We start from the raw sequence: 417 nt of genomic DNA on the forward strand, positions 1-417 counted from the left end.
GCAGTTTTTATCTTCTAGCCGCCGTAGTCGACGGTGCGGAGAGCATATTATACGCTGTCTCCCAGTGGTTTGGCGCATCAGTTCGGCAAAATACGCTTTAATGATTCACCAATATCGGCTAGGCTACGCACGGTTTTGATGCCTGCTGCTTCCAGCGCGGCGAATTTTTCATTCGCCGTGCCTTTGCCACTGGAGATAATCGCGCCGGCATGGCCCATACGTTTGCCATTCGGCGCCGTGACGCCAGCGATATAGCCGACCACCGGTTTGGTGACGTGATCCTTGATATAATCGGAAGCCTCTTCTTCCGCACTACCGCCGATTTCGCCTATCATCACGATAGCTTCCGTCTGCGGATCCTCTTCAAACAGCTTTAGGATGTCAATGAAGCTCGAGCCTAGGATCGGGTCGCCGCCA

At 53.7% G+C, this 417-nt stretch carries 1 pseudogene; it reads right to left on the reverse strand.

What is annotated here, in order from left to right:
- Window positions 1-77 precede the first annotated feature (77 nt).
- A pseudogene (locus BG74_RS15850) lies at window positions 78-417 on the reverse strand (succinate--CoA ligase subunit alpha); the annotation flags it as partial.

This window comes from Sodalis-like endosymbiont of Proechinophthirus fluctus, assembly GCF_001602625.1.
Lineage (GTDB): Bacteria > Pseudomonadota > Gammaproteobacteria > Enterobacterales > Enterobacteriaceae.